The 25,396-nt window shown below is 44.3% G+C and carries 16 protein-coding genes; 4 read left to right on the top strand and 12 right to left on the bottom strand.

Annotated elements, in window-relative coordinates; all coding sequences use genetic code 11:
• Nucleotides 1–8: 8 nt before the first annotated feature.
• The 10 genes from D1164_RS14240 to D1164_RS14195 form a co-directional block, all read right to left on the bottom strand.
• Nucleotides 9–1,022: a metallophosphoesterase family protein gene (locus tag D1164_RS14240; protein WP_119350673.1), complete on the bottom strand. Its 1,014-nt coding sequence runs from the start codon at nt 1,020–1,022 to the stop codon at nt 9–11.
• Nucleotides 1,023–1,062: 40 nt separating this feature from the next.
• Nucleotides 1,063–2,409: a glycoside hydrolase family 28 protein gene (locus tag D1164_RS14235; protein WP_119350672.1), complete on the bottom strand. Its 1,347-nt coding sequence runs from the start codon at nt 2,407–2,409 to the stop codon at nt 1,063–1,065.
• Nucleotides 2,410–2,526: 117 nt separating this feature from the next.
• A complete protein-coding gene (locus D1164_RS14230) occupies nt 2,527–3,801 on the bottom strand; it encodes a hypothetical protein (protein ID WP_119350671.1) in 1,275 nt (424 codons plus the stop codon).
• On the bottom strand, nt 3,794–5,020 hold the full coding sequence (locus tag D1164_RS14225; protein ID WP_147372193.1) for a purple acid phosphatase family protein: 1,227 nt from the start codon (nt 5,018–5,020) through the stop codon (nt 3,794–3,796). The genes D1164_RS14230 and D1164_RS14225 overlap by 8 nt, the downstream gene beginning before the upstream one ends.
• A gap of 40 nt (nt 5,021–5,060) precedes the next feature.
• Nucleotides 5,061–7,976, bottom strand: coding sequence for a GH92 family glycosyl hydrolase (locus tag D1164_RS14220; RefSeq protein ID WP_119350669.1), 2,916 nt, complete (start codon nt 7,974–7,976; stop codon nt 5,061–5,063).
• Nucleotides 7,977–8,006: 30 nt separating this feature from the next.
• Nucleotides 8,007–9,398, bottom strand: a complete 1,392-nt coding sequence (locus D1164_RS14215; protein ID WP_147372192.1) for a hypothetical protein — start codon at nt 9,396–9,398, stop codon at nt 8,007–8,009.
• A gap of 63 nt (nt 9,399–9,461) precedes the next feature.
• Nucleotides 9,462–11,450: an FG-GAP repeat domain-containing protein gene (locus D1164_RS14210; protein ID WP_119350667.1), complete on the bottom strand. Its 1,989-nt coding sequence runs from the start codon at nt 11,448–11,450 to the stop codon at nt 9,462–9,464.
• A gap of 6 nt (nt 11,451–11,456) precedes the next feature.
• A complete protein-coding gene (locus D1164_RS14205) occupies nt 11,457–12,725 on the bottom strand; it encodes a DegT/DnrJ/EryC1/StrS family aminotransferase (protein ID WP_119350666.1) in 1,269 nt (422 codons plus the stop codon).
• Between the two features lie 2 nt (nt 12,726–12,727).
• A complete protein-coding gene (locus tag D1164_RS14200; protein WP_119350665.1) occupies nt 12,728–13,996 on the bottom strand; it encodes an MFS transporter in 1,269 nt (422 codons plus the stop codon).
• Nucleotides 13,997–14,007: 11 nt separating this feature from the next.
• On the bottom strand, nt 14,008–16,713 hold the full coding sequence (locus tag D1164_RS14195) for a glycoside hydrolase family 2 protein (RefSeq protein ID WP_119350664.1): 2,706 nt from the start codon (nt 16,711–16,713) through the stop codon (nt 14,008–14,010).
• A 201-nt stretch (nt 16,714–16,914) separates the two neighbouring features.
• Here D1164_RS14195 and D1164_RS14190 point away from each other — a divergent pair, with 201 nt between their 5' ends.
• The 4 genes from D1164_RS14190 to rpe all read left to right on the top strand — a co-directional run bounded on the left by D1164_RS14190 (nt 16,915) and on the right by rpe (nt 22,549).
• Nucleotides 16,915–19,263, top strand: coding sequence for a GH92 family glycosyl hydrolase (locus D1164_RS14190; RefSeq protein ID WP_206611018.1), 2,349 nt, complete (start codon nt 16,915–16,917; stop codon nt 19,261–19,263).
• 283 nt (nt 19,264–19,546) lie between these two features.
• Nucleotides 19,547–20,857, top strand: coding sequence for a threonine synthase (gene thrC / locus D1164_RS14185; protein ID WP_119350662.1), 1,311 nt, complete (start codon nt 19,547–19,549; stop codon nt 20,855–20,857).
• A 162-nt stretch (nt 20,858–21,019) separates the two neighbouring features.
• Complete coding sequence (locus D1164_RS14180) at nt 21,020–21,886, top strand: sigma-70 family RNA polymerase sigma factor (protein WP_119350661.1); 867 nt, start codon at nt 21,020–21,022, stop codon at nt 21,884–21,886.
• A 15-nt stretch (nt 21,887–21,901) separates the two neighbouring features.
• Nucleotides 21,902–22,549, top strand: coding sequence for a ribulose-phosphate 3-epimerase (rpe, locus tag D1164_RS14175; RefSeq protein ID WP_206611017.1), 648 nt, complete (start codon nt 21,902–21,904; stop codon nt 22,547–22,549).
• Nucleotides 22,550–22,553: 4 nt separating this feature from the next.
• Here rpe and D1164_RS14170 read toward each other — a convergent pair whose 3' ends face one another.
• Nucleotides 22,554–22,784, bottom strand: a complete 231-nt coding sequence (locus tag D1164_RS14170) for a hypothetical protein (protein WP_119350659.1) — start codon at nt 22,782–22,784, stop codon at nt 22,554–22,556.
• Between the two features lies 1 nt (nt 22,785).
• Nucleotides 22,786–25,251, bottom strand: a complete 2,466-nt coding sequence (gene feoB / locus D1164_RS14165) for a ferrous iron transport protein B (protein ID WP_119350658.1) — start codon at nt 25,249–25,251, stop codon at nt 22,786–22,788.
• Nucleotides 25,252–25,396: the final 145 nt, after the last annotated feature.

The raw sequence follows: 25,396 nt of genomic DNA, 5'->3' as shown, positions 1-25,396 counted from the left end.
TAATTTATTTAATTGAATTTTTTTTTAGAAAAGAACGTTTCCGGCCAGCTGCATGGAAGCTCTTTGACGCCATTCATATCGCGTATCCAGGTATCGAATTTACGTTGGCCTTCTTTTAAAACAATAATACGTCCGCCGGCCAGGGGATCGTCTTCCCCTTTCATAACTTTTGTTACCCTGCCATAGGCCAGGGCGATATTATAATGCACCCCGATATAATCGTTGATATGATCGTGCCCGACAAAAGTGCCCATAACATCGCCGCATTCGAGCATGGCTGAAAACATACCGGTATTAATATCGGGACTGCACTCGTCTTCATTTTTGACACCAACCGGTGGAGTCGTTTTATTGTTCCAGGCATCCGTGTACTCGGGCAATGGAATGTGGAAAAATGCCAGCGCCGGAAGTGGGCTTCCCCCGTTTTGCCGGGTGTATTCCAGACTTTTTTCGCGGTACCACATAATCTGGGAAAAATCGAACCAGCCATAACCTTCAACCAGTGGCTGTAGCGTACTCCGCGAATGGGAATCCATACAATACAGCAACGCTTCAGGAGTGTTATTTCGGCCGTACACCGGTAAAATAAAGTTTGAATTTCCGGCAATTCCTCCCACATCGTTGTTCAAACAGAAAGCCTGGGTTTTTAGTAATTCGGCGAGGTCGCTGCGCGAAAGTTCGCCCTGGGAATCATGATTGCCAAAAACCACCGCCCACGGAATCTCCAACTTGCTGAACATCCCGGCAAAGTGTTCGTACCCCTTTGTGGGGTTTGACTGCGTGACAATATCTCCTGTAAGGATAACAAAATCGGGATGCTCCTTTTCCAATACGCCGCGTATAATTTCGTACGACTTAAAATTGGAATTTTTATCCATGTTTATATGGGTATCGGTGAATTGGGCAATCTTAAATTCCCCGTTTTCGTCAAATCTCAGCATTTCCCTGTCTTGCGCCGAGGCACAAAAAATCAGGGTAAAAAAAAGGGAAAAAAGAATAATTCTGGCTTGATTGTCTTTCATGGTTTACTAACTTTAGTCCGGAACGATGTTGAAAAATATTTCAAGGAGAAGTATTACCGCCAATTTCGATGTTATTCCACACTAAGTCAGTAACATGTGTGATGGTAGATTCTTTACCGGCACTTTTTACCTTTATATTTTCAAACGTAATATTCTGAAGGGGCATTTCCGGGAGGCCCTCCAGGCTGATTGCCTCTTCTTCTGCTACGTTACAATGCAGGTTTTCGATGTGAATATCGCTGAAAAGCGACGGATAGTTTCCACCGCTGTAACTATGGTACTGGTTGGTAAAACTTATGCCATTTTCCGTTGTATCAATCTGAATTCCTGATATGTATATGTTTTTTATGTAGCCGCCCCGGTCTTTGTTCGATTTGAACTGAAGTCCGTGGTTTCTGATTTTTTTAAAGACCAGGTTTTCTACATACACATTTTCGATACCACCGGAGAGTTCACTTCCGAAGGAGATTCCGTGCAGGCAGTTATCGGATGAACTATTACGAATCACAATATTTTTGCTGGGTTTATTTACCCTCCAGCCATCCTGATCGCGCCCCGATTTAATGGCCACAAAATCGTCGCCGGTATTAAAGCGGCAATTCTCGATTAAAATATCACTCGACGAATCGATATCTACGCCGTCGTTATTGATGAATCTGCTTTCGACCGAAATATTGCGGATGGTTATATTCCTGCAATAGGTAGGTTGAATCAGCCAGAAGGAGCCGTCCACCACGGTAATGCCTTCCAAAAGAATGTTTTTGCAATGGATAAAGTGAATCAGTTGCGGGCGCAAAAAACTCCCTTTTCCAAAAACACGTTCTTCCACAGGTACGCCATTACGTCCCATTTCGCGCAACTTGTTCTGATCTTCTTTTTGACGGCTTCTCCAGTCGCGGAAACTTTTTGGGGCCAGTCCGTTCCCGTCGATAACCCCTTTCCCCGTGATAGCAATATTTTCCAAATCTTTTGCATAAATGAAAGGCGAATAGTTCCAGGCTTCCGTTCCTTCCCATCGAACAAAAACCACGGGCAGGTAATCTTCCGGGTTCTGACTGAAAACAAGTCGGGCACCTTCGCTTAGATGCAGATTAACATTGGATTGCAGAATAACAGGCCCCTTGCAAAAATAGGTGCCGCTTTTTAAAACGACCTTTCCTCCGCCATTATCGGCACAAACTTTTATTTTTTGATTGATAAAATCATTCCAGTCTGCCTTTTTCAGATCATCGGGATGAATTTCATACGTCTTTTCAGGGAAATGAGGTTCGGAAATGTTTTCAAGGATTTGCAAGGCCCCTGAGGGTTCCTTTTTTTTGTCTGTTTGTTGTGAAAATGCTGCAATGCAGGAAATGGACAATAAAGTTGATAGTACCAGTATCTTCATAATAAAATTCCATTTTTATTTTTCAGGCCGAAATTTACTGATTTAACACTTATTTTTCGGGTTTTACGGAAAAAGTTCATACGTGAAATGACTGTTTTTGTCAGACCGAATTAAAAACTAAACCGGAAATCTGTCGTGTGCTCCATTTAGTCCATCGTGAATGGAGATAGCCATAAGTGCCAGCAATGCAATAAAGGCCAAAATGCAGAAAAGATATAACCTGTATTTGTTATAGTTCATGGTGTGAATATGAATGCCTACCACCGGAAATCCGGTTTTATTCATCAAAATGAAAATAACAACAAAATTAATCACATACAGGTGATGGTTCAGGAGAAACTGTCCGGCAAGCGCCCCGGTAACCAGGTAACTCAGAAAAATGTAAATTCCGAAATAGCCGGCAAAAAAAAGTTTGATATTGCTTTGTCCACTGGCAGATTCCTTGTGTCCTTTCAGATACCAGGCCGCAAGTAGTCCGATCGATAAAACAGCCGCGGCAATCCAGCTTGTTAAATGGGCTGTTTGCTCTGCATTTGGAAGGTTTGCCAGTCGCTGCACCACTTCGGAGTACCGGACGGATTCCCGAAAAATTATCAGTGGAATGAAAGCTACGAGAAAGAACAAGGCTACTTGCTTTTCCCATTGTTTGGGACCATTGGCCGACTGTGGCCATTGGGTGGTAAAAACAGCGTAGGCCAGTGTTGTTCCTCCAAAGAACCCGATGCTGTACTCCATTACGTTCCACATGTTAAAAGGAATATGAAGAACATTTCCCGCTATCTGCAAAAAATTTCCGAAAGCGAAACCAAAACCGGCTCCCAGGGTCGTTATCAGAGCCACCCGCAGCGAAGCATTGAATTGTTTCCGCGCCATGTGCCACAGCATGGCAAGTCCTGCGCCTAAACAAATCGCCCAGGCCTCAGAGCGCGGGGGAGTCATTAAAATACCAAACTGTTTAACGAGCAGGCCGTAGGAGATTAAACCTCCGGCAACCATTTCTGCCATGAGGCTGGCCCACTTCACCTTCTTTTTCTCCGACGACTCCAGGGAGAGCCCCGTGAGCCCGCCTCCCAACAGGCCGAACAGACCTCCAATTACAAAAAGCATAAGCAGCCCGTAATATACATTAGGGAAATTGTCGCTGCGCCCGTATCCAACCACCCGTCCGTAACTGATCATTCCGGTCACGCCCCAGCCAATGGCAGAAGCAAAAGCAATGGGTAGTATTTTTTTATTCCAGTCTTTCCGCTGAGAAACCAGTACCAGCGCCAAAGCGCCAATTCCTCCGGCCCAGGCAGCCCCCTGCTCGTGACCAAATTGTCCTCTAACGGCCCATGCTGTTCCTAAAGTCATGCCCACAGTCAAAATTCCAATCCATTGGGATCTACTCATTTTTACTTAGTTTAAATTCATCAAAAAGTTCTCCGTCTGCAGTGAATGATTTATAAATCAATTCATTGTTGTCAATAGTGATTGCCTGGAACAACTGCTTGAATGAGCCGGAACGTTCCATCCAGTCTTTATCGCCTGCCTCATACATTTTAGGACCGCTCACCGAGACCACATACATTACCTCGTGCCCGCTCTGCGGGTTATCGGTAGTTTTTCCCCGTCCGTAAGAGTGGTCGTGTCCTGTAAGTACCAGGTCTACTTTGTACTTCTCCAGTATGGGTTGAAAATTATTGCGAAGGACTTTGTTGTCCCTGTTTGCTTTGGGAGAATAGAAGGGGAGGTGGGTAGTCACAATCACCCATTTCCTTGTGTTGGTGCGGAGTACGGAGTCGAGCCAGGCTTTTTGCGTTTGCATTTGCCATCCGTTCTCATTTTCCAGCTCCGAGTCCACAGCTGAATCAATGGAAATAAGCCGGAGATTGTTATAATCGACGACATAACAAGTTCCTTCCAGCCCTTTGGGGCCGTTGGCAGGCAGGGTGAATTGTTTGTTCCAGTGCGGATCCAACGTTAAGTCGTTGTAATCGTGGTTTCCGGGGGTCATCATTTGGGGAACCATGCCATAAATGAAAGAACCGGCCAAAAACCATTCATGCCATTCCCTGTCAGTGCCTGCACGGTTGATTAAATCACCGGCATAAAGCATAAAATGGCAATCGGGCTGATACCGGTAGGCCGCTCGGATAACCCGTGACCACCTCGACTTCAGATCGTTTTGCGGATCGCCGAAGTAGATAAATGAGAACGGAGAAGCAATGTCCGAAGCAGTCTGAAATTGAAACCATTCGCTCCAATGGTCAGGATACCCCACACGGTAAGCATATTTTTTCCCGGGTTTCAATCCGGTGATAATGCAGGAATGGTGATGGGAAACGATTTCCGGTTCTTCTCCCCATGAATATTTTTGCGTACTTGTTTTGCCGGAAAAAGTTTTACTTGCTTTTGCATCAATCATGGGTGCGGCCGGTTGAATTTCAACTACTGCATTTGTCACAGTTGTATCGGTGCGCCACGTAACCGCCACCGAGGTTGAAGGATCTTCCGTGAGGTTCAAAATAACCCTGTCGGGGATAATGGACGGGGCGTTTACCTGCGCCTTCATCCCGTTTCCCCACAGAATAAAAATACATGTCAATAAAAGTAACTGGTTGTGTTTCACAGTAAAATATTTTTCGGTTTATTCAAAACAGTACATCCTTTTAATCTGCTTTGTGAAATAATGCATTCGCAGGAATTTCTTCCTCCGCGATATTCGGCCCTTTCCAACTTATGATGTTAAACTTTTTTGCCCCCAGTTGGAAATACTTTTCTTTGGCCTCGTACAATCCCTTTTTTAACGCAACAGTGCGGTAACCGCCACGTAAAAACTCTTTCCCGTCAAGGTAGAAAGTACATCTGTCGTTCACTTTTATTGAGAATGTGTAGATGCCGTCTTCAGGGACTTGAAGGTACCCGGAGAAAATGTAGCCGATATAGTCTTCCCTTCTGCGCTGATCAATGGTAAAATGAGGCAGAATACCTGTTTCAACAGGTTCTAGATTATCCAGGTCGTGTTCTTCCATTACATGGGCTTCGTAATACTTGTATTTTAAACCCGGCTTAAAACGGGCTTTCCCCTCGTGATTTGTGAAATTTTCAAATTTCAGTTTATTTAAATATACCGAAGCCGGGGCGCTGGGCCAATAATTTGGATTGGATGCAATAAACCTCACTTCGGTCGTTTCATCCAGCATAATAGGTTGGGTATAGGGTGTTGAGCTTTCGGTTGGCCTGCTCCCGTCGGTGGTATAGTAAATTTTTGCCTGAGGATCTTTGCAGGCTAAGGTAACTTTTGCTGTATGGAGAAAGTATTCATCATCCGTTGCAGCATAAGGCAACTCTGTTGCTTCGTGGAACTTCCCGGAAGTTGGTCTGAATTCCTTTGCGGCTCCCCAGTCTTTGTTGGGGGCAGAACCCATCTCAAAAACCAGTTCAGAACCTGCCAGGATGTCGTCGTGAGTAAACCATGAGTTTTGCAAAGGGTTGCCGTTGAGTGTGGCCGACTGAATGTAACTGTTTTTCTCTGAAACGTTATTGGCCTTTACCGTAAATTTTTTCCCGTTGGACAGGTTTATCACCACTTCGTCGAAAATAGGTGTTCCGATGATATAGTGTGGTGTTCCGGGGCAAACCGGATAAAACCCCATGGCACTCAAAATGTACCAGGCAGACATCTGCCCGCAATCTTCATTGCCGCTTAGCCCGTCGGGCTGATCGTCGTAAAGGGTATCCAGAATTTGTCTCACCATCTTTTGGGTTTTCCAGGGCTGGCCGGCATAGTTGTATAAATAAGCCATGTGATGACTTGGCTCATTACCATGGGCATATTGCCCTATAAGCCCGGTTGCATCAATCACCGAGTCGTCATATTCCGATTTTTTTACAAAAAGGGTGTCCATCCAGGCAATGAACTTTTCATCACCGCCAATCAAATCGATAAGTCCGTTAATGTCGTGCGGAGCAAACAGGCTGTATTGGTAAGAGTTTCCCTCTACAAAATGCTCACTTCCCGCCGTCGGATCAAAAGGAGAAACCCAGGAACCATCCAGTTTTTTGGGGCGCATAAAACCGGTGGAAGGATCAAACTTGTTTCTGTAAAATAGCGATCGGTAGCTGTAATCCCTGAAATCAGCCTCTTCTCCCATCAATTCGGCCATACGTCCTACGCTCCAATTGTTGTAAGCATATTCCATTGTAGTGGATACAGATCCGGTTTCTTTATCAGCCGGTGTGTAACCCAGATTATTAAAATAGTGAAGGTGTTTCATTCTTTCCTTCATGGCTTCCAGCGCCAGCTTTTCATCGAATCCGCGAATGCCTTTGGCATAACCGTCAAGAATGACAGAATGGGTATGGTATCCAATCATTACGCCTGTGTAACTTCCCGCCAGCTCCCATTGGGGGAGTTTTCCGCCAATCTTGTACATTTCAAGGAACGTTTTAATAAAATCGGTATACCGTTCAGGGTCGATAATGGTAAACAATGGCAAATGCGCCCTGAATGTATCCCACAGTGAGAATACCGTGTAATTGGTAAAGTTTTCGGCTTTATGTACCTGGTGATCCACCCCTCTGTACCTTCCGTCCACATCCATAAACACATTGGGGGCAATGGCGGCGTGGTATAAACCGGTGTAAAAAATCCGGCGTTGCTTTTTTGTTCCTCCTTTTACTTCAATTTTTGAAAGAAAGGTATTCCATTCTTCTTTGGCGTCCCGGGCTATTTTATCAAAATCCCAACCCTTGTTTTCTACTTCAAGGTTCTTTTTGGCGCCGTCGATATCAACAGCTGAGATGCCTACTTTTACCTGAACAGATTCCTGCTCTTCGGTTTGAAATTGAACGAAAGCCCTGATGTTTTTTCCTTCGGCCTTTTTAATGCCGTCAACCAACTTTTCATCCAGCGCAATACCATACGAACTGAAAGGTTTTGAGAATTTTGCATAAAAATAAACGTACTGATCTTTTGCCCATCGTTTTGACCGGCGAAGTCCCTGAACGACTGAATCATTCACAAACTCAATATTTGACTCCACTACATGATCCCGGTTTTTTAAATCGATGATGATATTTGACTTTTCGGATGCCGGGAAAGTATAGCGGTGAACTCCTGATCTTTTAGTGGCAGTAAGCTCAGCCTGCACGTTGTAATCGTCGAGCAGAACACTGTAGTAGCCTGGCGATGCCGATTCATTCTTGTGGCTGAATTTCGAACGAAAACCCGTTGAGGAATCGAATTCTTCTCCCGGAATAATCTGCACTTCCCCCACCGTAGGCATAAAAAGGACGTCGCAGTACTCCGGAGAGCCGGTTCCGCTCAAATGGGTCTGGCTGAAGCCCATGATAGTGCTGTCAGAATAGTGATAGCCCGATGAACCGTCCCAGTTTTCCCAGCGGGTGTCAGGACTTATTTGTACCATCCCAAAGGGAAGGGTTGCTCCCGGGAAGGTATGCCCATGGCCTCCGGTACCAATAAACGGGTCAACATATTGGGTGTAATCCGACGATTTTTTACCCTCGGAACACGAAATCAGAAGCCCTAAAGCGACCACTAAAAAAACACTAACTTTTTTCATGTTTAGTTTTAAATTTCTATTATTCGTTATTTAATATTGAGATTGTTTTTTTAAGAGAATAATCCACGTAACGGCAATGGCTGAAAGGATAAAGAAAATGTCTACAAAAAACCTGTTGAAAACCACTTCAAAAATATTCATTCCGGATATGGATAAACTGCCGGAGAGCAAAAGTAACCGGAGCAAAGAAATTACAATGCACGACCAAATCAGCAGTAAAAAGAGGGGTGTCACACTGTTTTTCAGGCGGCTGTAATAAGCGGTTAGTATGGCTACTACAGCCGTCATTAAAAATACCCAAAAGAAATGCATGGTAAACATTGCCCAGGGGTTCAAATCCGGATAAAAATCGCGAATCAGATCAATGGCTGCGTGGCAAAAGGTAAGTGTGATGCCTATTTGCCAGGCTATTGAAGGAAAACGCATAATTATCAACACAAAAATGAACCCGTAAAATGCATAGTTTCCCAGGACCCGCAGAATACCATACACAATGGACTGTCCAATGTTATTGGCGGGTCCCCTGGTTTCCATAAAAGACTCCAGCAGATTGGGGAACAACCAATGGATAAAAAGCGCCAGCGCAAACACCAATCCAAATTCAGCTGCCCGGTGCATGGGTGATGGAGCGGCAGGATAATTCCCCGACTGAAACCCGGCGCGAATTATATCCCTGTTTTTCCAGGCGGCAAGCCCTAAAGAGGCGCCAAGCAACAGGCCAAATGTAAACTCCATGGCCTTCCACCAGTCTTTTAAAACAAAATCAGGAATATGGCTTCCCAATACCATCCAGAAACCGCCAAGTCCAAATCCGAGTCCGCCGCCAACCATGCCGTAAAGAGCAAAACGGTAAACCAGTTTATACTCGGTTGATGTTACTTTAAATTTCAGAAAAACCAGCAGGGCAATAGCTCCAAATAACAACGCAGCCCAGGATTCGGCGCGCGGTTTGGCCGGATCAGAAAAATAGAGGAGCATGGGCTCATTCACGAGCTTAAACCCGAGAAACAATCCGGCCATCATTAGCAATAAACCGGTAATAATATTTTTTTTGGAGATACGATGATAAATGAATCCCAGCGAAAAAACAGCGCCACCCAGTAAACCCCAAACAGCTCCTTTCAGCGTGGTCCCGGCAGTTCCCCACCAAACGGTTTCCGGGTTTCGTAAAAAACCTAGTGTCTGTCCGTAGGTCATTTCACCGCCAAGACCTATTCCGAAAACCCCGAAAACAACTATAATGGAGGTTACTGAGGCCGGAAGCTTAAGTAGCAAACATATACCCAGCGCTACCATTGCTCCCGGAATCATGGCGCCAAACGGCCCGCCGCCAATGTGGCCGCGTAATCCCCAGCCCAACATCATGGCCAGGGCAGGTAATATCATAAACTGCCAAATTGATTCTTTTTTGTTCTGCATCATATCTCTGTTTGTTTTGTTGAACAACTTCGAGCGAAGCTCTTTTCTGTATAAGCTTTCATCCGGTTATTTTTTCTCCGGGGAATAGTAAAAATGTCCATCCTCGGCTCCCAGTAACAGATTGGACAGTCCTTTTTTGTCCCGGTTCATCATAGTTGGGGAAGTGGTGTGGCCTGCAATTCTTTGCTCTGAAACGGGGCCTAAATGCCGGAAATACACATTCCCGTTTTCCGTTTTTACATTTTCAAAAACGGAGATGTTGAGGCTGTTTACCAACAGGTCGTAGTCGCCGTCGCCATCCCAGTCGGTAACACATAACTTCCGGCGTCCGCTGCCGCCTGCCTCCCGGTTGTTCAGCCTGAGTAACCCGGGGGATTCATCAGCTACAGCATTCTTACTGTCGAATGCTGAGCCGTTTGTTCCGTAAAAAATCCGTTTGCCCGGTTTCAGCTTTCTGGTGCCGTTTTCCATGTATCGTTCATAAAAACAGAGGAAACCTTCTGTGTCAAGCATGATTAAATCCATGAGTCCGTCTGTGTTCCAGTCAATGGCAAATGGAGTGGTCCTCCATTGAGTTACCAAGTGGTTATCTTCGGGGTTCCACCAGGTCCACTTTGGTTTTGGCGTATTTCCCCCGAACTCAGCTATAACCGGCCGGGCTTTTTCCAGCTTTGGAGATTTTTTAGTCCCTGTATTTTTATACCAGACAATTTTTCCCCAGATAGAATTGGCAATAATATCTTTACGGCCGTCGCCATCCCAATCGGCCACTGTTATGGTGGTGTAGCCCCACTTTTTTTCGGCGGGTCCCTGAATGGAACCATTGTCGCCTGCCATAATGCGGATAGTCTCCCCACCGGCTTTCAAATAGACCGGTTTGTTCCATTTGGGAGGATTTGTGTCATCCAGGTTTTCAATATACCCAATGTAACCGGCTGAATTTCCCACTATGAGATCCAGGTCGCCATCGTTGTCCCAATCGGTGGCAAAGGGGGTGGCAAGCGCTCCGAATTTTACTAAATCAGCTTGTTGCTGAAAATACCGGGGCGAATTAAATACGGGCATTCTGTTTCTGATTTTTCCAGTATTTTCGATAAAAGCGACCCTTCCGTCTTCATCGCCTACCACCAAATCCATATCTCCGTCGCCATCCCAGTCAACTGCCGTCGGTACAATCATTTCCAAATCCATTTTTAGGAGTCCTTCCTTGTTTTCCAGAAACCGGCCTGCAGCATAAACCGGTTTATTTCTGGTCCCTGTGTTTTCAAACCAGGTCAGCCGATCAAGAAATTCTCCGCAAATAATATCCAGATCTCCGTCATTGTCAAAGTCCACTACGTTAGGAGAAGGAGCTCCGTAAACATCAATGGGCTTTCCGTCTGCGTGAACTTTTCCCCTGTTCACATATTCTCCGTTATCATTTTCAATAAATAAAACATATCCGTGTAACGGGCCGTTTGTCCAGTTTCCCTTTTCATCAAAAGCGTTGTCCCATCCGTATTCACTCCAATCACTGATGCCGGCAATCAAATCCTGATCCCCGTCCCCGTCGTAATCCACATATTTCCACTGGCTGAAACGTATTTTTTTGAATTCACTTTCAGCTTGTTTGGCTGAAAATATCTCCACCGGTTGACTAAACCCATTTTTTCTGAAATCTACAAATTCTACCCCGTTTCCAAGTACTTTGGGTTCTCCATCCACATAACACACCTGAATATTTCTATCCCCTTTTTCAATTTTCTTTGGCGGGGCAAACACGGGCATTTGCTTACTGTGTCCCGACGTATTTTCAAAAAAATATGTTCCGTTAAACGGTACGTCGGGGCAGGATACTACCAAATCCATATCTCCGTCGTTGTCGTAATCCATGGGCAGCGGCCAGGCCCACAAACCGACGCCTAAATCAACTGTCAGACCGGGATTGTTATACTTCAAAGGAGTTAATTCCTGAGTGGAAACTACTTTGTTTTGTGAGAAGATACAGGTGGTAATCCCGGAGAAAAAAAGGGAAAAAAATAATTTAACCAGGTTCTTTGATTTTAATTTTGTCATTACAGTTTATAAATAATTAGTATAGATTTTTTTAATCGCCTCGGCAATCAAGTCCATTTCGGCTTTGGTCGCCAGCAATATTTTATGATGAATACATACCGACTCCTCAACGAAAATACGATTGCATACCGGCAAGTCAAAACGGGTAGGGTCAATTTCTGCCCAATATGTATCGTTTAATTTATGGCGTGCCTGTTTTGTCAGAGGTGCATACAGCGAACATTTATTGAGCGGCTCATAACTTGCCGACACCTGAATACCTATCTCAACCGTTAATGCTTCTCTGAATTTTTCTACAGGTAATCCTTTAAACTCATCTTTGTTGTACCGGAAAGCAAAATTAAAATATGCCTCTTTGGTTTCGCGTTTATCGCGTTTCATGGGCGACACTCCCGGTAATTGTTTGAGAAGGGAATTCAGGTACATTCCATTTTCGTCCCTAATTTGATTTTGCGTGGGCAGTCGTTTCAGCCCTTCAACGAGAATGGCGGCCTGAAACTCCGTGATTCTGTAATTACCGGATTGAATGAAGTATCCTTCATCAGAGTATAACCCGGCACCTTTGTCTACATTTTCGCTCAATCCTTCCGGTCTGCGGCCACAGTTTCGAAGGGCATCCAAACGCTCTGCCAGTTCAAAACTATTGGTGGTAAGTACGCCGCCTTCACCGGCAGTAAGATGCTTGGATAGCTGAAAGCTGAAACTTCCGATATCTCCAATGCTTCCGGCCTTTTTACCGTTCCATTCACCTCCGTGTTTATGAGCGCAGTCTTCAATAATAAAAAGATTATTTTTCTTTGCAATTCGTGAAATTTCATCCATATCGCAAAAACTGCCGTAAAGGTGGACCGGAATAATGGCTTTGGTACGTGGGGTAATCGCCTTTTCAATTTCCTTCGGATCGATGCACCATGTATCTTCGCACACATCTACCATAACAGGTGTAGCATTTACATCGATAATGGTTGCTGCGGTTGCCTGCCAGGTGAGTCCCGGAATAATAACCTCATCTCCAATTCCAATGCCACAGGCTTCCAGAGCCAGTTGAAGGGTTGCTGTTCCATTGGCAGCAGAGATAGCATATTTAACCCCTGTAAATTCAGCAAATTTTTTATTGAATTCAGCCTCTTTCGGCCCGTTGTACGACCAGACTCCGCTGTGAAGAACTTCCAGTAATGCCTTTTCTTCATTCTCATCCCATACCGGCCATTGGGGCCAGGGATTTGTTTTAGTATCTTTCAGTGGTTTCCCACCCTTTATCGCTAATTTGTTCATCGCTAATTGGTGTTGGTTTGTGCTTTTTTAAGACGCACAGTTTTGTTATTTATCAAAGGCTTAGCCCAAAATCCGATGCTGAAAATGTATCCGAGTGTCAGGTAGACGAAAGTCAATCCACCTTTAAGACCAACAGCATCGCCAATAGCTCCCACAATCAGCGGGACGATAGCACCTCCCAGGATTCCGGAACATAAAATACCTGAAAAAGCGCCGTGGTTTTCCTTTACGGAATTTAAAGCCAGGGAGAAGATTACAGACCACATAACCGATGCAAAAAAGCCTACTACGGGAAAAGCCCATAAAGCAATCTGCGAGGGGCCGAATAATCCGGCAGTCAGACTCAGGATAGCAGCTCCTGAAAACAGTTTCAGTAACAGTTTGCTATCGAGAAATTTCAGGAGTACCAGTCCCAAAACACACCCTACCGTCAATAATCCCCAAAATAAAGAGATGGCATCAGCTCCCTCAACCCTGGGATCAAACCCGTGGTATTCATAAAGGAACTGTGAAGTCCAGTTGGCAACACCCTGCTCCGTTCCCACATAGGCAAAAATTCCGAGAAAAAAGAGAATAACAGTTTTGTTTTTGAACAACTCCACATGTTTTGACCAGGCTCCGGCCTTTTCTTCCTCTTTGAGTTTTACCTTCGGAAACCGGACAATGGCCATTAAAATAACCATCAAAAGTGCGATGATGGCAAACATCCAATAGAGAGATACCCATGGTAAATTTGAGGGAACAACTTGATGAAGCGTTTTGATTAAAAAATTCGCTTCCCCGGACGAAGGGAAACCTTCGAGATTCAAAACGAGGTATGAAAACAACTGTGGGCTTAAAAAGGAAGCCAGACCAAAAGCAAGTTGAGCCATTACCGAATTGAAAGCAAAATGTTCTTCACCTCCGGCAACCCTTAAAAGCGGATTTATTGCTACCTGCAACATGGCCATTCCTGTTCCTATCATAAAGAGGGAAAGCATAGCCACCGGAAATGATGGGAATAGCGAAAAAATGATAGCGCCGGAAAAAGCAACCCCAAAAGCTGAAACCATTATTTTTTTTTCGCTGTATTTTTCAATGGCAATACCGGAAGGAATGGAAAATATACCGTAAGCCACAAAAAAGGAGAAGGGGAGGAAGGCAGCCATTGCCTTACTAACCTCAAAGTCTTTAATAATGTCCGGTATTAACGGCCCCAGAATATTGGTGAGGAAGGAAATGACAAAAAAAACGAACATGATAAGGCCGACAATAAAATAGTTTCGTTTCATAATCCGGGTTATTATTCTATTTCAAGTACCACCGGGTCTGCATTCCATGCTTTCACTTTTAACAGGGGTTTCTCTCCGTTAGCGTTTTTCATATCGAAAGTGGCGGTATAAGTCCGCCCTTCTTCCGGAAGCAGGGTAATGTAATTGTCGCTCCAGAAAACAGGTAATACGGGTTCGTTTGTGGCCGGGTTTAGCAGATCGAAAAAGGTGAAAAAGGCAAGGGTTGTATTTGGATTTTTTACATGGAGTGTAACTTTTCCTTTATCGCCTTCTGTTTCGAAATTGAAATCATATTCAAGTTTAACTTTGGGAAGCTGGTCGAGCGCCGTAAAATCGGCGTATCCTTTAAGCGGTGTATAGAAGGGCCATTCCAGTTTTTTGGCCGCTTCATAGTCCAGTACATCGGGTTTGCGTGATAACCAGTAAATATTGTTATCCACCTCGTTGTTGTTTTCATCCAGCACCCGCAAATCGAGAAACCAAACGGAGGTCAGGCCATTTATCTCAGGAAGCTTGTAGATAAATTTCGATGTATTTGTGGCAATGTTGCCCGTCCACGAATCGGTAAATATTTCTTTGGAATGAATATCAAAGGCCCTGATGATTACGGTAACATTCTCAGCATCCTGTAAATCTTCGTTGGCAAGGTAAATATCATGGAATCCGTAGCGGTAAATGGCGTGAATGGGATGGCAGGCTTTCCGGACCCCGTAAAACGATCCGTTGGGCTGGAGATAGGTATCGTATAACTGCCAGTATAACTCGGGCCATGCCGAATTGAGCATCCACTGGATGAGGCCGGTGCTTTTGGGCTTATGTGCTACAAATGCTTCGAACATGGGGCGCATCAGTTCGTAATTACTAACCTGGCTTTTAAAGGCAAATTCCTCAACACTGTTTGATTTTCCATACCGGGCATCCAGAGCTTTACGGAACCGGCTGAGGGTTTTGAATGCATTCCTGCCCGTGTGATATTCCCAATACGTGGTATCAATGGGCCACAGGCTTTCTTCGGGCAGCATTTTTTTCAGTGAAGCCAGAGGCATGATGTTCGGGCCGGGGCAGGTTTCGGTGTTGAAGCCGTAGCCGCCGCCCAGTTGGGTGTCGGTAAACCAGTAAACCGGGGGAGTATAAGCGTACGGTCCCAGCATTTTCATGCCGGTGGGACCACTAATGTCGCTCACCAGCGGAACTTCGGCTACAATGTTGTTATCTTCAGTTCCGGCACCGCCAGCCGAGGTAATGTAAGGCCTTGAAGGATCGTATTTTTCAAACAGTTCGATGTATTTCCGTTCGAGGTCGGGTGCCGGGAGTTTATCGCTGCCCAGCATCCATACAAAAATTCCGGGGTGGTTGCGCAACCAGAGCATCTGGTCTTTCCAGTAGGCAGCCATCAGGTTTTTGTCTTCTTCTGAAACGGCACCGCCATATTTTTCATGGGTTGGTTTCAGCAGGTATTCTTCCCATTCCCAATGGCAGTTCCATCCAATCATGACCAGGATGCCGTATTCGTCGCACAAATCGTACAGCGTTTGGTCCTTTCCCCAGAAACCCTCGCAACGGATAGCATTCAGGTTCATGTGACGGATGTATTTCATTTGTGCTTCAATACTTTCACGGGTATCCTGCAGGAGTAAATCGTCGACCCAACCGCCTCCTTTTATCAATACAAACTTACCATTGATTGTGAAAGCGCGGTTTTTATTTTCATCGAGGTAGCTGTCTATTTCGCGGATTCCGTAATTGTTTTCCACCCGGTCAAGGGTTTTTCCTTCAGAAAGAAATTCGACTTTCAGCGGATACAAATTCGGATCGCCCATACCGTTGGGCCACCAAAGTTTTACATCTTTTACCGAAAGTTGACTGAATTCTTCGGGGGTAAACCGGCAGGACAATATTTCACCCGGCGCGATTTTTACTTTCTTCTCAACTACACCCAATTCAAAATCAGCCCGTAAAATGCCTTCCACAACATTTTTTGTATTGTTTTCCACTTCGGCCTGCACAAACAGATCGGCATCTTTCAGCGTTTCCGTGTTTACCTTCGACCATACAAAAGGGCTACGGATTTTTATCCCACTGTTTATTTCGAGAAATACTTCTCTGAAAATGCCCATATTGCGGTCGCGCGGCAGAGGGTTCCAGTCTACAAAACCAATAGAATATTCGCCGTCGGCATGTTGCCATATTTTCAGTGCTATTGTATTTTGGCCTTCCTTTACCCATTTATTAATGTTGAACGTAAACATGCGGAATGTGCCGGCAAACTCATTTTTTCCGGCCACTTTCTTCCCGTTTATCCAAAGGTCGGCCCGGTAATTAATCCCGTTGAAACGCAGGGAAATATTTTTATCCAAATCAGTTGAATTTATCCGGAAAGTGGTTCGGTACCACCAGGGTTTTTTGAATTGCTCCTTATCTACCTGTTGCATGTTAATACCGAAATAGGGATCTTCAATCACCCCGTGAGTAGCCATACTTCCCAGGACCGTACCCGGCACCACGGCTTCAAGCCATTCTGCAGTGGAAAAATTGTTTTGGGAGATGCGTGTCTCATCTGTTTCAGATATCTTTTCAGAAGACTGCATTTTCCAGTCCTCCGTGATTGGCCTGACTTCTGACAAAACAGGTCTTTCTGTCTTTTTACAAGCTGTTGTGAAAAGTACTCCTGCCAGGAAAACGAAAACAATGTTTTTTAATATATAGTCAGAGTTCATACTAATTAGTATTGATTTTTATTGAATTGTAGTTTCAATTGAAAGTCTCCCGTATGAACAAAGTAAGATGGTAAGGTACAAAAAAACTTCTGGTTTTTTATTCAATTTAAATGGAATTTTGACCTTCCTGTTGTATTATAAGTTCTATTTTTATCTTTGGAGTTAAAATTCTTAATGTTTGAAGATATAATCAATAAAATAATGAAAAAACTAAAGTCCTTATTCCTGTTTTCTATTATCTCTTTATTGAGCGGAATACCTGCAATTTTGTCTGCACAGACCGAAAATAATGCAGATTACGTAAATCCTTTTATTGGATCAGATTTTTTTGGGCATACTTTTCCCGGTGCTTCTCTTCCTAATGCGTTGATTCATGTGAGTCCTGACACCGGGACGGAAGGGTGGACACACTGTGCCGGGTATATTTATTCTGCCCGGTCAATTATGGGATTCAGTCACACGCATTGGAGCGGGGTGGGGATGGTTGACGGAGGTGATATCTTGCTGATGCCGGTAGTAGGCAACAAATTGCAAATCATTCCGGGAACGGATAAAAATCCTGATGAGGGGTACCGTTCGCGATTCAGCCACGATAAGGAGTCGGCCTCTCCCGGTTATTATTCTGTTTATCTGGAAGATTACCACATCAATGCGGAACTTACGACAACTCCGCGGGTAGCTTTTCACCGCTATACATTTCCGGAGGCAAACAATGCAAAAATTATTATAGACCTCGGCCATCAGATCGGAAAGAAAGATGAAAACGATAAGGCTGAAGTGCGTATTATAAACGACCGGCGCATTGAGGGCGAAAAAATCGATGGCCCGGGCAAAGTTTTTTTTGTGGCCGAATTCAGCAAGCCTTTTTTGTATTACGGCACTTTTGATGCAGATTATGCTACACCTGAATCGGGTGCAGGTGTTTTTGCATACAAAAATGCTGAGGCGGGACGAAACATCGGGGCTTTTGCTTCCTTCAATACGAAGGAGAAAGAGCAGGTGTTGGTGAAGGTGGCTATTTCCTATACGGGCATGGAAGGGGCACGTAAAAACATGGAAAGCGAACTGCCCCATTGGGATTTTGAGCGTGTTAGAAATGAAGCCCGTACTATTTGGAACAACGAATTGTCGCGTATCCAAATTGAAGGGGGAACAAAAGCGCAGAAGGAAATTTTTTATACCGCTCTGTACCGGTCTCTTTTGGCTCAGTACATTTCACAGGATGTGGACGGGAAATATTTCGGCGCCGATGGCAAAATACAGGAAGCCAAAGATTTCAATTTTTACGGTTCTTTTTCCTGCTGGGATACTTACCGGACACAGCATCCGTTGTTAACGCTTGTGGCTCCTGAACATGTGAATGATTATATCAAATCGATAATCGCGAAAACAAAACAATACGGCTGGCTTCCCGGACAGCATTTTCAGAATGTTTTTGGCGAAGGCATGGTGGGAGATCATTTGGTTCCGGTTGTTGTGGATGCCTACCGGAAAGGATTTAGGGACTACGATGTAGATTTTATTTATAACGCCATGCGAGCCAAAGCAACAGAATTTCCTCAACCGCCGGTTTCCGTTGATGCCGCGCGTTCGGGATTACAATATACCAATGAACTGGGCTACATTCCGGCAAACCGGGTGACCGAATCGGTTCCTAAAACTCTGGAGTTCGCTTATGATGACTGGTGTATAGCCCAATTGTCTAAAGAGTTGGGAAAAGATGATGATTATAACCTGTTAATGCAACGCGCTGAGAATTATAAGAATGTATGGGACAAAGAAACAACTTTTATGCGTCCCCGAATGGCTGACGGTTCGTGGCTGGAATCTCTGAATGGACGGGAACAGGAGATTGTAAACGAAGGAGAGCATTCGTACTATAGATATTTTGACCCGCTGCTGGTGGGTCGGCGCCCCAGCCGGCATTATACCGAATCGAATGCCTGGCAGTACGTGTGGTCTGTACAGCACGATGTGCCCGGCCTGATAAATTTGTTCGGGAGTGCATCAAAATTTTCTGAAAAACTGGATACTTTCTTTGAAATGAGTCCGCTTATTTCGCCACCCAAATATGTAGGTGTGGTGGGGACCATCGGACAGTATGTGCATGGAAATCAGCCGTCGCACCACGTGGCATACCTGTACAATTTTGCCGGCCAACCCTGGAAAACACAGTTCAGGGCCAGACAAATTATGACGCAGCTTTACCGGCCCGGCCCGGGCGGACTGTGCGGAAATGAAGATATGGGATCGCTGTCATCCTGGTACGTGCTGAGTGCGATGGGGATTTACCCTGTTGCTCCGGGTAATCCGGTTTATTCTATTGGTAGTCCGCTGTTTGAAAAACTGACCCTTAAAACAGAAAAAGGCGAATCTTTTACTGTTGTTGCCCGCAACAATTCGGCTGAAAACATTTACATTCAAAAAGCCCGGTTTAACGGACAGCCGTTTAACCGGACATGGATTTCGCACGACGAAATTGTTGCCGGAGGAGTACTGGAACTGGAAATGGGACCGAAACCCAATAAAAAGTGGGGCAGGGGAAAGTAGGCGATTTTGTTCCGTTTTTTAGTGTACAGGTGCCTTTCGGGCTGGATAATGAATGGTGAGTATTTGTATTGGATATTCCTGAATTTATATTTATGTTAAATAAGGCAAGGATGCTTCCCTAATGCCAAAGATCAGGCAGTTTATAGTTTGTTTGAAGTCGTAGGTTGATTTTGTGTGAATAAATTTATGTCGGGAAGCATTAAAAGTCATATTTTATTACACTTTTTTTACTTTTGCGGACGAAGACATCCCAATGGGGCTTTTATCGAACGAATAATACAGTATGAAATATTACAGCACCAATAAAAATACGCCGTCTGTAAATTTGAAAAACGCAGTTGTGAAGGGGCTGGCAGCCGACAACGGATTGTTTATGCCTGAGCGGATTGAAAAATTCAACCCTTCCTTTTTTGAAAACATTCAGAACATTAGCTTTCAGGAGATAGCATTTGAAGTGGCAAAGAATTTTTTCGGAGAGGATGTGGAAGAAGCCAGTCTGAAAGAAATTGTTTACGATACACTGGCTTTCGACTGCCCGGTGGTGAAGGTTGCTGACAATATTTATTCGCTCGAATTGTTTCACGGGCCTACCCTGGCTTTTAAAGATGTGGGCGCCCGGTTTATGGCGCGTTTGCTGAACTATTTTCTGGTTGAGAACGAGAAGCAGGTGCATGTGCTGGTGGCCACCTCAGGCGATACAGGTAGTGCTGTAGCCAATGGTTTTCTGGGAGTGGACGGAATTCATGTGCATGTACTTTACCCCAAAGGAAAGGTGAGTAAAATTCAGGAATCACAGTTTACCACACTGGGGCAAAATATTACAGCCCTGGAAATCGATGGCACATTCGACGATTGCCAGCGTTTGGTAAAAACAGCATTTCTTGATGAAGAACTGAACAAAAAACTCCTGCTGACATCAGCGAATTCCATTAATGTTGCCCGCTTTCTGCCCCAGGCATTTTACTATTTTAATGCGTATGCCCGGATGAAGGAGCAGGGGATGCTTCAAAACAACGAGCTTGTAATTTCCGTTCCCAGCGGCAACTTTGGTAACCTTACTGCCGGGTTATTTGCACGGGAGATGGGACTTCCCGTAGCGCAGTTTCTGGCGGCCAACAATGAAAACGACGTGGTGTATGAATACCTGAAATCAGGGGAGTACAATCCGCGTGATTCGGTGGAAACCATTGCCAATGCCATGGATGTGGGTGCGCCCAGTAATTTTGCCCGTATTCTGGAGCTTTACGGTCATTCCCATGAAAAAATTTCGTCGGTAATAAAGGGATTTCGTTATTCGGATGAACAGATTCGGGAAACGGTAAAAAATGTTTACGAACAAACCGGTTATCTGTGTGATCCTCACGGCGCATGTGGTTACCGGGCACTCGAAGAATTTTTGGGAGTGGGGCAAACAGGTGTTTTCCTTGAAACGGCCCATCCTGCAAAATTTACAGAAACGGTTGAAGGTGTCATTGGAAATGGGAATGTGCCATTGCCTCCCAAACTGGCGGAGTTTATGAAAGATGAAAGGCGGGTACTTCCTATGAGTATTGACTTTCAGCAGTTTAAAGAATATTTGAAACAGCTGAAATAACCAGGAGATGAACTGAACTTTTTTATCATCTTGGTGTTTCTGCTAACAAAACAGCGAACTTTACGTATAGATAGTGTGAAAAACTATATTATTTTTGAAGAACTATAGCAGCAGTAAATTTTTTGGATACTTTTTCAAGCCTATATTAATAGGACCAGCTTTATGAGACAACTTAAAATAACCAAGCAAGTCACTAATCGCGATACATTGTCGCTTGATAAGTATTTGCACGAAATTGGGAAGGTAGAGTTGTTGTCTGCAGAAAAGGAAGTTGAACTTGCCAAACGCATAAAAAAAGGAGACCGTAAAGCCCTTGAAACACTTATAAAAGCAAATCTCAGATTTGTGGTCTCTGTTTCGAAACAATACCAAAACCAGGGATTGAGCCTGCCAGATTTAATTAATGAAGGAAACCTGGGGTTAATAAAAGCCGCTGAGCGGTTTGATGAAACAAGGGGCTTTAAGTTTATTTCGTATGCTGTTTGGTGGATTCGTCAGTCTATTTTACAGGCATTGGCCGAGCAGTCGCGTATTGTTCGCCTTCCGCTGAACAAAATCGGATCTATCAACAAAATTAATAAGGCATTTAATAAACTGGAGCAGGAATTTCAACGTGATCCGACCACTGATGAAGTGGCTGAACTGATGGAATCACGTCCTGATCTGATCGAAGATGCCATGAACTTTTCGAATGTTCATGTTTCGATGGATGCTCCGTTACGCGACGAAGAGGTGAACAATATGTATGATGTGATGCTGAATGAGGATTCACCTAGTCCTGATTCCGGTCTGATAAATCATTCGTTGCGAAAAGAAATTGAACGCTCCCTTTCAACTCTTGCTGAACGTGAAGCAGACATCCTTCGTTATTATTTTGGACTGAACGGATGTCCTCCTCATACCCTTGAGGAGATTGGAGATGCGTTTGGATTAACCCGAGAACGGGTTCGTCAGATAAAAGAAAAAGCAATAAAAAAATTGAGAAACCAATACCGAAACCGTTTGCTTAAAGCCTACCTCGGACAATAAATTCATTTATATATAATGCCAAAGATTGCACCTTCTATTCTTGCCGCTGATTTTAATCATTTGGGCGATGACATCCTGATGTTAAACGAAAGCGAAGCCGATTTTATTCATTGCGATGTGATGGACGGCCATTTTGTGCCGAATATTTCCTTCGGCATCCCGATTGTAAAACAAATAAGTGAAATAACGGAAAAACCATTGGATGTCCATCTGATGATTTCCAATCCGGATCAGTTTATCCATGAGTTTGCCAAGGCTGGCGCTTCCTGGCTGACGGTTCATTATGAAGCCTGTGTCCACCTGCACCGCACGGTGGGAGCCATCAAAGAACAGGGGGTAAAAGCCAGTGTGTGCCTTAATCCGCACACGCCGGTAGCTGTTTTGGAGGATATTGTTTCCGAACTCGATATGGTGCTGCTGATGTCAGTCAATCCGGGGTTTGGAGGCCAGAAATTTATTCCCAATACCTACAAAAAGGTGAAACAACTAAGAACGCTCATTCAGGAAAAAAATGCAGAATGCCTGATTGAAGTGGACGGCGGGGTAAATTACGATACCGGAAAATTGTTAAAGGAAGCGGGTGCGGATGTACTGGTTGCTGGCACCTTCGTATTTGGATCTGAAAATCCGAAAGAAATCATCCAAAACCTTCGGGATCTTTAATTTTTTATGTTTTAGCGCACAGCGCAGCATTCTCCTTTTTGGTTTGCGGATCGGCATGGCGTAATACGCATTCCGTTACACATTCCGCGCAGTTTTCATTGCTTGCAGTTGAAGTGTCCGGGGCGGTGCTTGCTTTTGTATGCGGTGCTTTTCGTGCCAGTTTGTAGTAGATTTTCCGGGCTGCTACTGCCACCGCAAATGCAACAATAAGATATGTGACAATTTCCTGGAGCATTTTACACAAACAGATTTCCGATAGTGAAAACAATAAACGCCATTACCCACGCCAACAGGGTGGTGTAAAAAACAACAAAGGCAGCCCATTTCCAGGAGCCTGCTTCATTTTTTATGGTGGCCACTACTCCTACGCAAGGGAAATAGAGCAGTATAAAAACAAGGAATGCTAATGCTGCCGGCATGGTAAAAACTTTTTCTCCCGTGCGCGGACCGAAGCTAAATGATTCGTTTTGCAATTTGTTCTGAAGGTTGACGGTAGATTCGTTATCACTGCTTTGGTACAACACTCCCATCGTGCTTACAATAATTTCTTTGGCCGGCAGGCCGGAAACCAAAGCAATACTCATTTTCCAATCGAAACCCAGAGGCCGCATAACCGGTTCTATCCACTGTCCGATTCTGCCCAAATAGGAGTGGGTCAGCTGGTCTGCCACCATTGCCTGTTGTATGCCGGAAATTTGCGTTTCTTTTTGTGTTTCTGTCAAACCTCGGGTTTGTTTTACTTGTTCCATTTGTGTTAAAAACTGTTCGGTTTGTGATGTTTCACGAGGGAAATATTCCATCGCCCAAATAATAATAACACCCAATAGAATCACAGTTCCTATTTTTTTTAGATAATGCTGCGTTTTATCCCAAACATGATATACAATATTTCGAAGGGTTGGCAGGCGATAGGGGGGCAGTTCCATAACAAAGGGTGTTTCCTTATTTTTGAAAACAGTTTGGTTTAGCAACCGGGCTGTCAGGAACGCAAAAATAATTCCGGCGCCATAAATTCCAACCAAAATGAGTGCCTCATACTTTTTGAAAAAAGCAGAAATAACGAGGATGTAAACAGGTAATCTGGCGCTGCACGACATGAATGGGACAATGAGCATTGTGAGCAGGCGGTCGCCCCGGTTACGCATGGAACGGGTCGCCAGAACAGCCGGGACATTGCAGCCAAAGCCCATAATTAGCGGGATGAACGACCTCCCGTGCAACCCAAACCGGTGCATGATATTGTCCATAATAAATGCGGCTCGCGCCATGTAGCCCGTTTCTTCGAGAAGGGAGATAAACAGGAACAAAATGAGAATATTGGGAAGAAATATCAATACACTTCCTGTACCGCTGATGATTCCTTTTACTATTAAATCCTTTAGCATACCATCAGTCATTATCCCCGAAATAAAATCGGCAAAGCCCATTACTCCTGTATCTATCCACTGCATGGGGAAAGCGCCCAGGTTAAAGGTGGCATAAAACATTACAAACAGAATGGTAACAAAAATGGGGAATCCCCAAAAACGGTGGGTCAGCAGACCATCAATTTTTTCAGAACCTGATTTTTGCTGGCGCAAGGGATTTTTGAAGGTTTCTTTCAATGCCCCGGTAATAAAACCGTATTTGGCATCGGTAATTACTGTCTCGCTGTCTTCATTCCAAAGTGATTCAATCTTTTTGACCTCCCGCTGGGTCGTGTTTTTTATTGCTTCGTAGTTGGAGTATTCTGTTAGAAGTTCATGTACATGCGGGTCTTTTTCCAACAGTTTCAGTGCCAGAAAACGCGATGAAATCTTGTCAGTAATTGGTTTAAACTCTTTTACCTTTTCCCTTATTTTCTGAATGGATTCTTCAATGTCTTTGCCGTAATTGATATGGATATGCCGGGTGATGGGATCACGTCCTTCAAAAACCTCAATTAGTCTGTCAGTCAGGTCATCCAGCCCGATTCCTTTTGAACTGATGGCGGGAATAAACGGAATACCCAACAACCGCGAAAGGGAGTCGTAATTAAACTGAATTTTTTTTCGTTCCAGTTCGTCATACATGTTCAGCACACCTACAATCCGTAAGTCCATGTCGATGAGCTGGGTTGTCAGAAATAAGTTTCGCTCCAGGTTCGTAGGGTCGATTACATTGATGACAATATCCGGGGTTTGTTCATATATAAACTTCCGGACAAAGATTTCTTCGTTTGAATAGGCTGTGAGGCTGTATGTTCCCGGCAGGTCAAAAAAATTGAACGTATAATTTTTCGTTTTCAGCCGGGCCTTTTTTATATCGACCGTAACACCGCTATAATTGCCTACTTTTTCTTTTGATTTGGAAATATAGTTGAAAAGTGTGGTTTTACCACAATTAGGGTTGCCAACCAGCGCTACGTTGATGGTATGGGTTCGCCCCGACCGGTTTCCCGGTTCTGTTTTTCGTTCAATAACCCCCTCGTAATTCCCATTTTGCGAGAAGTCAAATTCACCTGCCGACACCACCTCTATCAGGTCGGCTTCCGATTTTCGTAACGAAACATTATAATCCAGAATCTTAAATTCAATCGGGCCTTTAAATGGAGCGCTTTTAATCACCTTTACCTCTTTCCCTTTTACAAAACCCATTTCAGAAATGCGCCTTCGAAAAGATCCGTGGCCGAGGATTTTGGTTATGATGACTGTTTCCCGGTATTTTACCTCACTCAACTTCACAACTGGTCTATCACCTCTTTCTTTAATTTAAATCAAATAAAAATAAGGCTGCAAAGATACATCAAAATCCTTGCATTTATAGCAGGTTTTATTTTTGAGCCATTTCTTATTGTAATAAGTTCTAACTACTTTTGTTGTTTAATTT

Origin of the sequence: Mariniphaga sediminis, assembly GCF_003573545.1 — a bacterium.
Lineage (GTDB): Bacteria > Bacteroidota > Bacteroidia > Bacteroidales > Prolixibacteraceae > Mariniphaga > Mariniphaga sediminis.
The sequence above is the reverse complement of the archived record's forward strand: the minus strand, read 5'-3'. Positions and strand labels throughout refer to the sequence as shown.

What these genes read in the sequence shown, in the direction of transcription:
- D1164_RS14240 (WP_119350673.1), bottom strand. Translation starts at nt 1,022, where the DNA reads ATGAAAGACAATCAAGCCAGAATTATTCTTTTTTCCCTTTTTTTTACC.
- D1164_RS14235 (WP_119350672.1), bottom strand. Translation starts at nt 2,409, where the DNA reads ATGAAGATACTGGTACTATCAACTTTATTGTCCATTTCCTGCATTGCA.
- D1164_RS14230 (WP_119350671.1), bottom strand. Translation starts at nt 3,801, where the DNA reads ATGAGTAGATCCCAATGGATTGGAATTTTGACTGTGGGCATGACTTTA.
- D1164_RS14220 (WP_119350669.1), bottom strand. Translation starts at nt 7,976, where the DNA reads ATGAAAAAAGTTAGTGTTTTTTTAGTGGTCGCTTTAGGGCTTCTGATT.
- D1164_RS14215 (WP_147372192.1), bottom strand. Translation starts at nt 9,398, where the DNA reads ATGATGCAGAACAAAAAAGAATCAATTTGGCAGTTTATGATATTACCT.
- D1164_RS14210 (WP_119350667.1), bottom strand. Translation starts at nt 11,450, where the DNA reads ATGACAAAATTAAAATCAAAGAACCTGGTTAAATTATTTTTTTCCCTT.
- D1164_RS14205 (WP_119350666.1), bottom strand. Translation starts at nt 12,725, where the DNA reads ATGAACAAATTAGCGATAAAGGGTGGGAAACCACTGAAAGATACTAAA.
- D1164_RS14200 (WP_119350665.1), bottom strand. Translation starts at nt 13,996, where the DNA reads ATGAAACGAAACTATTTTATTGTCGGCCTTATCATGTTCGTTTTTTTT.
- D1164_RS14195 (WP_119350664.1), bottom strand. Translation starts at nt 16,713, where the DNA reads ATGAACTCTGACTATATATTAAAAAACATTGTTTTCGTTTTCCTGGCA.
- D1164_RS14190 (WP_206611018.1), top strand. Translation starts at nt 16,915, where the DNA reads ATGAAAAAACTAAAGTCCTTATTCCTGTTTTCTATTATCTCTTTATTG.
- thrC (WP_119350662.1), top strand. Translation starts at nt 19,547, where the DNA reads ATGAAATATTACAGCACCAATAAAAATACGCCGTCTGTAAATTTGAAA.
- D1164_RS14180 (WP_119350661.1), top strand. Translation starts at nt 21,020, where the DNA reads ATGAGACAACTTAAAATAACCAAGCAAGTCACTAATCGCGATACATTG.
- rpe (WP_206611017.1), top strand. Translation starts at nt 21,902, where the DNA reads ATGCCAAAGATTGCACCTTCTATTCTTGCCGCTGATTTTAATCATTTG.
- D1164_RS14170 (WP_119350659.1), bottom strand. Translation starts at nt 22,784, where the DNA reads ATGCTCCAGGAAATTGTCACATATCTTATTGTTGCATTTGCGGTGGCA.